The 10,319-nt window shown below is 40.1% G+C and carries 9 protein-coding genes and 3 pseudogenes; 9 read left to right on the top strand and 3 right to left on the bottom strand.

Annotation, left to right across the window (positions count from 1 at the left end; genetic code table 11):
- Nucleotides 1-112: 112 nt before the first annotated feature.
- The 7 genes and pseudogenes from MTX11_RS15795 to MTX11_RS15765 form a co-directional block, all read left to right on the top strand.
- The gene (locus MTX11_RS15795; RefSeq protein WP_243475558.1) at nt 113-832 is read left to right on the top strand and encodes a hypothetical protein; all 720 of its coding nucleotides are present in this window, start codon (nt 113-115) and stop codon (nt 830-832) included.
- An 83-nt stretch (nt 833-915) separates the two neighbouring features.
- Nucleotides 916-1,878 carry an allantoinase PuuE gene (puuE, locus tag MTX11_RS15790; protein WP_243475557.1) on the top strand — a complete coding sequence of 321 codons (963 nt, stop codon included), beginning with the start codon at nt 916-918 and terminating at the stop codon, nt 1,876-1,878.
- A gap of 143 nt (nt 1,879-2,021) precedes the next feature.
- Nucleotides 2,022-2,525, top strand: a complete 504-nt coding sequence (gene uraD, locus MTX11_RS15785; protein WP_243475556.1) for a 2-oxo-4-hydroxy-4-carboxy-5-ureidoimidazoline decarboxylase — start codon at nt 2,022-2,024, stop codon at nt 2,523-2,525.
- Nucleotides 2,522-2,848 carry a hydroxyisourate hydrolase gene (uraH, locus tag MTX11_RS15780; RefSeq protein ID WP_243475555.1) on the top strand — a complete coding sequence of 109 codons (327 nt, stop codon included), beginning with the start codon at nt 2,522-2,524 and terminating at the stop codon, nt 2,846-2,848. The genes uraD and uraH overlap by 4 nt, the downstream gene beginning before the upstream one ends.
- A 30-nt stretch (nt 2,849-2,878) precedes the next feature.
- Nucleotides 2,879-4,237 carry a nucleobase:cation symporter-2 family protein gene (locus tag MTX11_RS15775; protein ID WP_243475554.1) on the top strand — a complete coding sequence of 453 codons (1,359 nt, stop codon included), beginning with the start codon at nt 2,879-2,881 and terminating at the stop codon, nt 4,235-4,237.
- A 221-nt stretch (nt 4,238-4,458) separates the two neighbouring features.
- Entirely contained in the window at nt 4,459-5,430 is a 972-nt protein-coding gene (locus MTX11_RS15770; protein WP_243475553.1) for an IS481 family transposase, read from the top strand.
- A 5-nt stretch (nt 5,431-5,435) separates the two neighbouring features.
- Nucleotides 5,436-6,005: pseudogene (locus tag MTX11_RS15765) on the top strand (outer membrane protein OmpK); the annotation flags it as partial.
- A gap of 46 nt (nt 6,006-6,051) precedes the next feature.
- Here MTX11_RS15765 and MTX11_RS15760 read toward each other — a convergent pair.
- Nucleotides 6,052-6,549 carry an ureidoglycolate lyase gene (locus tag MTX11_RS15760; RefSeq protein WP_243475552.1) on the bottom strand — a complete coding sequence of 166 codons (498 nt, stop codon included), beginning with the start codon at nt 6,547-6,549 and terminating at the stop codon, nt 6,052-6,054.
- Nucleotides 6,550-6,560: 11 nt separating this feature from the next.
- Nucleotides 6,561-7,568, bottom strand: a complete 1,008-nt coding sequence (alc, locus tag MTX11_RS15755; RefSeq protein ID WP_243475551.1) for an allantoicase — start codon at nt 7,566-7,568, stop codon at nt 6,561-6,563.
- A 212-nt stretch (nt 7,569-7,780) separates the two neighbouring features.
- Between alc and hpxO the strand changes: the two genes are divergently transcribed.
- Nucleotides 7,781-8,938: an FAD-dependent urate hydroxylase HpxO gene (gene hpxO / locus MTX11_RS15750; RefSeq protein WP_243475550.1), complete on the top strand. Its 1,158-nt coding sequence runs from the start codon at nt 7,781-7,783 to the stop codon at nt 8,936-8,938.
- Between the two features lie 169 nt (nt 8,939-9,107).
- Nucleotides 9,108-9,994: pseudogene (locus tag MTX11_RS15745) on the top strand (EamA family transporter).
- Between the two features lie 71 nt (nt 9,995-10,065).
- On the opposite strand, the pseudogene MTX11_RS16655 reads toward MTX11_RS15745, so the two are convergent.
- Nucleotides 10,066-10,242: pseudogene (locus MTX11_RS16655) on the bottom strand (8-oxoguanine deaminase); the annotation flags it as partial.
- Between the last annotated feature and the right edge of the window lie 77 nt (nt 10,243-10,319).

Raw genomic sequence — 10,319 nt, 5'->3', positions numbered from 1 at the left:
TGCACGAATGCCAAGAAATCCGGAGTGCAAATATTAACCAAAAAGAAGATCGTTTTTTGATTTATGAAAGAGATCTAATGAATATCAAAAATATAAAGCTCATTTTGATTTCTTGGATGAATTACCTTATCGAATTTGTAAAGACATATATGGTAATTCAAAATTAAATGAAATTAGAAAATTTCTAGAAGAAAAGGACTTTTCTAACTTTCAAAATTATGTTGAAAAATCAGAAACCACATATAAAAAGATCGAAAATTGGGAAAACTCTTTGGCTGAAAAAGAAGAACAAGTACTAAGAATCGAAGGTTCTTTAAAAACGTATAAAAATGCATTTAATTTTGTTGGAATATTTGAGGGTTTTAATAAATTACATACACAAAAAGTTAGGGCACTATGGGGAGCACGTATAGGGTTAGGTTTATTAGCTTTAATTATTATTACTGTTATTGGATATGAGCTAAATAAAGTAAATTATCTATTATCTATACCAAATCAAACAATTGATTTGACAAAACTATTCATGCTTACTATTCCTTTAACAATTTTGATCTTTGTACTTTTATATTTTTTTAAAATCATTCTTCAAACTATGCGTTCAATACAATCTCAATTACTTCAACTAGATTTACGGATGACTCTATGTCGATTTATTCAAAGCTATGCAGATTACGCTGTTGATTTAAAGAAAAAACATCCTGATGGCTTTGAAAAATTTGAAAGTTTAATTTTTTCACCACTGGTTTCTTCAGACGACAAAGTCCCTAATACATTTGATGGTTTAGATCAATTGTCTAGTGTGGTAAATATCGTCAAAGGTAAAGAAAACTAGAAAAAAATGAACTTTTTTGGCGCATAAATTGCTTAATCCTTCCTAGATTTTTACTGTTTGATATAACACATTAGGAAATGGATGTGACAGCAACATACTTACGCGGTCAAGACCTGATTGACCAAATTCAACAACAAGACTATTCACGGGACTTAATTGGCTATCATGGTGAACCACCTCAAGTAGAGTGGCCAAATGGTGCTCGTGTCGCGGTTCAATTTGTATTGAACTATGAAGAAGGCGGGGAAAACCATATAGAACATGGTGATGCAGGTTCAGAGCAGTTCCTTTCCGATATTATTGGGGCAGCAAGCTTTCCTGCGAAACATATGTCCATGGATTCCATGTATGAATATGGCTCACGTGCAGGTTTTTGGCGCATTCATAACGAGTTTAAAAAGCGTAATTTACCCATGACCATTTTTGGTGTGGGCATGGCGCTGGCCCGAAATCCCTACATTGTGGAAGCCATTAAAGAAGCCAATTATGATGTGGTTTCTCATGGTCAGCGCTGGCTTCATTATCAGAACATGCCTATTGAACTTGAACGTCAGCACATGGATCAGGCGATCAGTGTACTCGAAGCGTTGTTTGGGCAAGCGCCAATTGGTTGGTACACCGGTCGCGATAGCCCGAATACACGTCAATTACTGGCTGAATTTCCGCAGATTAAATATGACTGCGATTACTATGGCGACGACTTGCCATTTTGGAGCAACTTGTCTGATAAAAATGGTGCAACACGTCCACATTTAATCATTCCCTATACTTTAGAAAGTAATGATATGAAGTTCAGCTCTCCGGGCGGTTTCAACAGCGGAGAACAGTTCTATCAATATCTTAAAGATGCGTTTGATGTACTGTATGCAGAAGGAGAAACTGCGCCAAAAATGCTTTCCATTGGTATGCATTGTCGTATTTTAGGGCGTCCGGGACGCTTTAAAGCACTACAAAAGTTCCTGGATTATATCCAAAGTCATGAGCAAGTTTGGATCTGCCGACGTGGTGATATTGCTGAACACTGGTATAAACATCATGCCGAATAAGGTCTAAAAAGGTTTAAAAAAGAGAAGTTTAGCTTCTCTTTTTTTATTTATCCTGTTTATAGAAAATCCAGAAAATCAAAGTTTGGCACTGATATTGCAAAATTATTTTTGAACAAACATTCAATATTTTAGGCGATTTAATAGTGCAACTCGTTGAATTTAATAAAGCATCTCAACAAGATGCAATTACCTTTTTAAAGCACTGTGTGCAAATACCCAGCTGGTCGCAACAACTTGAGGCCAAGCGTCCGTTTGAGTCAGTTGAAGCTGTAATGGAACTTGCTAAACAGCAAGCTTCGACCTGGACTTGGGAAGAAATAAAAACCGCTTTAGACAAACATCCACGTATTGGTGAAAAAAAAGCACAATCTGAACTGAGTGAACTGGAACAAGATTTTTCCAAGCGTGAGCAAGCAGCTATTAACGTAGATAGGGAAACAGAAGAAGCCTTGCTCAAAGGCAATATTGCCTATGAAAATAAATATGGCTACATCTTCCTGATTAAAGCATCTGGTTTAAATAGCGGGGAAGTTCTACAAGCACTGAATTATCGTCTGTTAAATGATGCTGATTCAGAAAAACGTATTGTCCATCATCAGCTGGCAGAGATTGCTTTGCTCAGATTATCTCAGGAGCTTCAAGCATGATCAGTTCACATATTTTAGATACGAATCTTGGTCAACCGGCGGCCAATGTAGCCATTAAGCTATTTAATGAAAGTGGCGAGCTGCTCGCAGAAGCCTTCACCAATGCCGATGGGCGTGTTTCCGTTGCTGATTTTGCATTAATTGAATTCAATAGCGGCGCATATAGCCTTGAATTTGCCACTTCTGCTTATTTTGATGCTTTGGGAGTGGAAACATTTTTCCCTAAAGCCGTAATCCATTTCTACGTCAAAGATGCTGCACAGCATTATCACATTCCTTTACTGATTAGCCCATTTGCGTACTCCACATATCGCGGCAGCTAATTCATTTTTTAATTTGAGGGAAGAAAAACAATGACTGAAGAAAGCAAGAATATTGCACCAGAACATGAATATTTAGGCGCTGCAAAAAGTGCGGCATACGGTTTACAGCATGTATTAACCATGTATGGTGGAATTATTGCACCGCCCCTGATTGTAGGTACAGCCGCAGGTTTATCGGCACAGCAAATTGGCTTGCTGATTGCCGCTGCTTTATTTGTTGGTGGTTTGGCAACGATATTGCAAACCATTGGTGTGAAATATATTGGTGCTCAGTTGCCACTGGTACAAGGGGTTTCCTTTGCCGGCGTGGCCACCATGGTAGCCATTGTCACCACCGGTGGCGGCTTATCGGCTGTATATGGCGCAGTGATCGTGGCCTCGCTCATCGGTTTCTTTCTGGCGCCCTATTTTTCTAAAATTATTCGCTTTTTCCCACCAGTGGTTACCGGTTGTGTGATCACCATTATTGGTCTTTCACTGTTGCCTGTGGCTGTGCGCTGGATGATGGGCGGTAACAATAAGGCACCCGAATGGGGAAGTGTGGAAAATATTAGCTTGGCACTATTAACGCTTGGTATTGTGATCTGTTTAAACCTGACCAAGAATGCCGCGATCCGTCGTTTATCTATTCTTTTAGCCATCGTGATTGGTTCTGTTTTCGCCTATTTGATGGGTTTTGGCGACTTTAGTAAAGTGGGCAATGGTGCATGGGTACAGCTCCCAAGTTTCTTTGCTTTTGGTATGCCTACTTTTGAATTGACCGCCATTATTTCCATGCTGATAGTAACTTTAGTGATCATGACTGAAACTACAGCAGATATTATTGCTGTGGGTGAAATTGTAGGAACAAAAGTAGATTCAGAACGTATTTCTAATGGTTTACGTGCCGATATGTTGTCAAGTGCACTAGCACCGATCTTTGGATCATTTATGCAAAGTGCCTTTGCCCAAAACGTAGGTTTGGTTGCGATCACAGGCATCAAAAGCCGTTTTGTGGTTGCAGCAGGCGGCATGATTTTAGTGGTTTTGGGTTTATTACCAATTATGGGGCGTTTAATTGCAGCGATACCAGTTCCGGTACTTGGTGGTGCAGGATTGGTGCTTTTTGGTACAGTGGCTGCAAGTGGCATTCGTACATTGGCAAAAATTGATTATAATGAGCAAAAGAATCTGATTATTGTGGCAACAGCGATTGCTGCCGGCATGATTCCAATTATTGATCACTCATTCTATGCAAATTTCCCTAAATGGGTTCAAACATTGTTTCACTCAGGCATTAGTTCAACTTGTTTAATGGCGATTATTTTAAATATTCTTTTCAATCATTTAAATATTTTTAAAACCAAACATACAGTTACAGCAAAGAATATTGCAGAGTCAGTTCATTAACCTTCGCTAACCTATACAAGCCCATGCATGTCATGGGTTTTTTTTATCAAAAAATAAAAAACTTGGCTTTGTTTTTGCTTTATTAATCTTGTAATTATTTTTCCTATTTTGGGGCTAAACTTCTATGAAATTAACACAATTATTCACTGCAACTGTACTAGCAAGTGCTGCAATTGGCGCATGTGTGATTCATAGACATCATTTCAATATAATTGGTGTCTATGAACAGAGAAATTCAACAAAGACTCGTATGGGTTAAATTATTTGAAGAGACCAATGATGCTGGCCTAGTCTGTCGGAGATGTGGCATTTCTAGACCAACATTACGCAAGTGGTGGAAACGATATTCTGAGCAAGGTATTGATGGATTAAGTAGTCAGAGTAAACGCCCATTAAAATCTCCAAATACTAAAATCAATGCTGAGCTAGAGGACTTAATATTGGAAATGCGCTCGGCTAGAAATCTGGGTGCTCGACGTTTGCAAACAGAATTGATGAGGCTGCACGGAGTCTCGTTGTCCTTAGCGACTATCCATAAAGTACTATCCACCCATCAAGTCAAACCGATTAAAAAATTCCGTCGTAAAGTAGATTTCATTCGTTATGAACGCCCATTACCAGGCGATAGAATTCAAATGGATACTTGTAAATTGGGTTCTAGGCTATATCAGTACACATCTATCGATGACTGCACACGATATCGCGTTTTAAGGATATATAAACGCCGAACAGCGGCGAATACGCTCGACTTTTTAGACTGCGTAATTGAAGAAATGCCTTTTCCCATACAGCGAATACAGACCGATCGTGGGCGGGAATTTTTTGCTGAAAAAGTACAGAAAAAATTGATGCAGCATGGAATCAAATTTAGGCCAAATAAACCAGGTTCACCTCATTTGAATGGCAAGGTAGAGCGTTCTCAAAAGACTGATAAATCTGAGTTCTACGCTACTGTCGATATTAATTCTGAAGATATCCAAGACAAGCTAGCCGAATGGCAGCATTACTATAACTGGATGAGACCACATTCAGCTTTGAAAGGTAAAACACCGATGGAAAGGTACTTTGAATTATGTGAAGAAACCCCTTTCTCTGATGAGGTCCAGAAGCAATACAACCCATCCAATGAACGGATTCAACACGCCAATTACAAGATGGATTTAGAGATCGCTAAATTGAAACGATCTCTATGAATCACACATTTGAATATACAGCAAAATTAAAATATGGTGATTTCTTTGGTTTTATTGACCGTACAGAAAATGATGTCAGTGGTAAAGAAAGTTATTTTGAAGCATCACCACGTTTAAGTTTGGGTGCAGTTTCGGGTACAAAACTAGAATTGGGCCCAATTAAAGATGTACTGGTTGCAACCACTTGGGAAGGTGGTGAAGGCTTTAATAACTACTTATACGGAATTGGATTTGATTTAAGCATTCCATATTTCCAATATGCACAGGTCAATTTATACCGTGCGAACAACGACAATATAGATGATGATTACCAGTTTACCTTTGTATATGGTATTCCGTTCAAATTGGGTAGTGAGGACTTCCTGGTTGATGGTTTCCTAGACTGGTCAACATCAGAAGATGATCATGAAAGTGAACGTAACTGGACTACACAGTGGAAATGGAATGCAGGTAAACATATTTCACCAGATACTCGCTTGTATTTAGGTATTGAACATTCGGTCTGGACCAACAAATATGGAATTAAAAATGCAGATGAAAACAATGTCAGTGCTTTAGTGAAATATCATTTCTAAATCATTCGATTAAAAAGCCCTTGAGAACAAGGGCTTTTTTATTGCTTTATTGAGTGATAGAAATTTTATCCGGGAAGGGATATACATCACAGTTAGGGCTAGTCCCAATTCTGTCAATCACCACAAATTCACTGAGCGCTTCAAGTGTCAATAAGGGATGATGCCATGTTCCGGCACGATAATTGACCCCTTGTGAACCATCACTGATAAAAGCTTGAATGTGTTCCAGATCGGGCTTGTCCTGATCCAGAGCCGGAGCCACTACAATCAAAAACGACTGTCCTTGCATGGGGATAAAGGCCTGTGACCCGACCGGATGCCTTTCCAGCATGGAAATTTCAAAAGGCACTTGCGTGGCTTGAATATTCCTGAAAATACTCAGTCCAACCTTAGCATCTGTTTCCACTTCAGCCAGTACATGATAGCGTTCAGTCTGTTGATTATTAATATGAAAAAAATCGTTGCCTTGACATGCAATGACTTCACCAAAAACAGCGAAGTTTTCTGCAGTTAAAGGCTGTATTTTTACCGTGAGTATAGTCATAGTATTCACATTTATTTTGCAGTTTTTCCCCATAAACGGATACGGCTAATCCCGCCATCTGGAATCATGTTCACCCGAATATGGGAAATTTTTTCATGCTGTAAAATTTCTTCTATAAAGCTGTGAATATGATCCATTTGCATGTCTTGTGCTTCTAAAAGATATGGCCAGAACATACTTTGCGGAATTAGCTGCTGATCGGTCGCATTTTCGATATCAATCGCCTGTATAGAAACCTGTGCAGGGAAGTTTCCTTTGAAGTGGGCGGTATCAATATCAATTTTTTCGATTGCTCCACTTTGGCCTAAAGCCAAAATACACCAGTCAAAACCGGGTTCACGGCGGCGTTTGGTTTCCCAGCCATCACCCATGTTCACACCACGACCCGGATTAATCAGATTACGCGGATGCCCAAAGTGTGCATCACTATAAGCAATAATACGGCCGCCATTTTCCAGCGCCAGTAAATCCAGTACCTGATCACGATCCTGAACCTGAATCTTAACTTCGCCATAAACTTTAAAACGCGCTACACCGCCATCGGGGAAAATATTTAAGCGTACATGGCTAAACACTTGCTCGGAAGAGACTTCAAAAATATGGTGCTGACCCGGGCCTAATTTACTATTTGGTAAAATTGAGTGCCATGTTGCAGTGCTTAAGTCACCATTTGGTGCATAACAGGCTTCAACCGCAGCTGATGCCGGATAGTTCCCGGTAAAAAAGCTGGTGTCTATATCCAGTGCCTGAATGGTTCCTGCGACCCCAAGCTGAATGATGGCCCAGTCATAGCCGGCGTGACGTTTACGACGGGTTTCCCAACCATCCATCCATTTGCCATGATCATCAAACTTGTCTTCGACAAAAATGGGGGCATCAAATTGCAGCATTCGATTTGCTTCAGCAAAAAAATCATCTGAACATTCAAGTACTTCTGCACCAATTCTGCTATCTGCCAAGTTGGTGAGTTGTTGCATATGCACAGGAAGATCAAAAATAGGTGCAATTAATGTTGCCATAGTTATTTTCCATTCAAACTACTAATAACGTGAATATTAATTTTTATAAAAAAGCCTAAATCTAAGTTAAAGCCTTATAAAAACGCATGTTTACAACCATATTGATGCACAGCTTATGCCAACTTTTGAAAAAAATCGGTGCATGTTTTTGAAAAATGGCACGCTTTTAGCTTTTTAAGGAGCAGAAACAATATATTCAGAGGAGAAAATAGATGGAGATTACAATTATTGGTGCAGGGATGGGGGGATTAACCACAGGAATTGCACTGAAAAAGTTTGGACATAAGGTCACCATCTATGAGCAAGCAGAGCAAATTTTACCTGTTGGTGCAGCCATCTCACTTTGGTCAAATGGTGTGAAATGTTTGAATTACCTTGGTCTGACTGAACAGGTCGCCAAATTGGGCGGTCAGATGGATCAGCTAGCGTATATGGATGGCTTGACTGGCGATACCATGACCCAATTCAGTTTGTTGCCTTTGATTGAAGAAGTAGGACAGCGCCCGTATCCGGTGGCACGTGCCGACTTGCAAAATATGCTGATGGATGAATTTGGCCATGATGATATTCAACTGGGCAAAAAAATGGTTGCGCTACAGGAACAGGAGGATGGAGTACTGGTTCAATTTGCCGATGGTAGCGAAATTAAAACTGACTTGTTGATTGGTGCAGACGGAACCCACTCGATTACGCGCGCTTATGTACTGGGTGAACAGGTTTCACGTCGTTATGCGGGTTATGTTAACTGGAACGGCTTGGTCGAAATCAGTGATGATCTTTCGCCAGCAGACCAGTGGACGACTTTTGTCGGTGAAGGGAAACGTGTTTCACTGATGCCTGTGGCAGACGGAAAATTTTATTTCTTCTTTGATGTGCCACTTCCAGTCGGTCTGGATAATCACAAATCTGAATATAAAACCTTATTGAAACAATATTTTAGTGGCTGGTGTGCGCCAGTTCAGCATTTAATTGACGCATTGGATGAGCAAAAAACCAACCGTGTAGAAATTCATGACATTGAACCTTTTGCCCAATTTTATAAAGGTCGTGTGGTGATTGTCGGTGATGCTGCACACAGTACCACGCCAGATATTGGTCAGGGGGGATGTCAAGCTATGGAAGATGCGATTTATTTGGCCCGCGCCTTACAAATTAATACATTAGGTCTACAAGATGCTTTAAAGCGTTATCAAAATAAACGCAATGAACGCGCCAATGAGTTGGTGTTACGTGCAAGGAAACGTTGTGATGTCACGCATATGAAAGATGAGATCGTGACCCAGGAATGGTATGCTGAATTAAGAAAAGAACAGGGACCACATATTATGAAAGGCATTATCAGCAATATTGTGGGTAATCCATTAGATTAATTATTGGGCTATGTCTTTTTGTTCATAAACCCTTCGTGATGAAGGGTTTTTTATTGGATTTTTCTACTGATCATTTTTATAAAAATCCCCATTTTCCTGGAAAAAGATTCGTCAATTCAATGTTGAAGGAGTACATTACAGTACTTTAACGCTTTAATCTGGTTGAGTAATGGCATCTATATGGATTCTCTTTACCCTCATGGCTGCATTTATGCAGGCTTGGCGTAATGCGTTTCAAAAGCAGTTAAGTACAACTGTGGATGTGTATGGCGTAACGCTGGCACGTTTTCTGTTCGGTTTTCCGTTTGCTATCATTTACTTGTCCTGTTTATATCATTTTAAGCCTATCCAGGCTGCTATCACTTTTACTCCAAGATTTTGGATTTACATTGTCATTGCCGGGATCAGCCAGATTGCGGCAACGGCACTAATGGTGCAGCTATTTAAACAAAAAAATTATGCCATTGGCGTGGGACTGGCGAAAAGTGAAGCCATTTTGGCTGCGCTGATTGGTGCTTCATTACTGAGTGATCAGTTAAGCATTCTGGCCTGGTTTGGGGTAGCATTAGGGGGCTGGCAGTATTCTTATTAAGTAAAGGTCCAAGAGCAGAAAAACTCTCCCTGCCGACTTTATTGATTGGGGTCGGTAGCGGATTATGTTTTGCCATTACTTCTTTACTGGTTCGCGAAGCCAGTCTGGAGCTACCGGAACTACCATTTATTCATCGCGCAGCATGGGTGCTGGTGAGTATTATTGGCTTTCAATGTCTCAGTATGCTGATTTATTTAAGTTTATTTAGTCGTCACACTTTAAAAGCGATGTGGGCAAGAATAGGCCTGACGTTTAAAGTCAGTGTCTGCAGCTTTATCGCTTCCTTGGGCTGGTTTACCGCCATGAGTATGCAATCTGTCGCGATTGTCAAAACACTGGGGCAGATTGAAATCCTGTTTAGCCTACTTATTTCCACTTACTTTTTTAAAGAAAAGCTGGCCAAGGCAGAACATTGGGGATTATTACTGGTGGTCATTGCCGCCATACTGGTGATCTGGGCTTAGTGCGATTGCAATGATCTGTGAGTTATAACTTAGCCATCATTTCAATGACTAAGATACATAGAACACATCGCTTAAGCGGCTAATAAATCTTTTGCGGCCTGACGATGTTCGGCCAATAATTTGTCCATATCAAGACCTAAGACTTGTTGATCTTTGACTACCCATTTTCCTTTAACCATGACATGTTCCGCACGGTCTGCACCACAGAGCAGTAATGCTGCAACAGGGTCATGACTGCCTGAAAATTTGGTGGTGTATCAAAAAGTATGCTAAAAAAAAGCAGGTTGAATTTTGATAAAATAGAGAAATGCAAATAACTCTAGAA

The sequence above is a fragment of the Acinetobacter lwoffii genome (genome assembly GCF_022809915.1).
In the GTDB taxonomy this organism is placed as follows: Bacteria; Pseudomonadota; Gammaproteobacteria; order Pseudomonadales; family Moraxellaceae; genus Acinetobacter; species Acinetobacter lwoffii_M.
This window is presented reverse-complemented; position numbering and strand designations above follow the sequence as displayed.

Coding starts and splice junctions, on each gene's coding strand:
- MTX11_RS15770 (WP_243475553.1), top strand. CDS start 4,459: ATGAACAGAGAAATTCAACAAAGACTCGTATGGGTTAAATTATTTGAA.
- uraH (WP_243475555.1), top strand. CDS start 2,522: ATGATCAGTTCACATATTTTAGATACGAATCTTGGTCAACCGGCGGCC.
- alc (WP_243475551.1), bottom strand. CDS start 7,568: ATGGCAACATTAATTGCACCTATTTTTGATCTTCCTGTGCATATGCAA.
- MTX11_RS15760 (WP_243475552.1), bottom strand. CDS start 6,549: ATGACTATACTCACGGTAAAAATACAGCCTTTAACTGCAGAAAACTTC.
- MTX11_RS15775 (WP_243475554.1), top strand. CDS start 2,879: ATGACTGAAGAAAGCAAGAATATTGCACCAGAACATGAATATTTAGGC.
- hpxO (WP_243475550.1), top strand. CDS start 7,781: ATGGAGATTACAATTATTGGTGCAGGGATGGGGGGATTAACCACAGGA.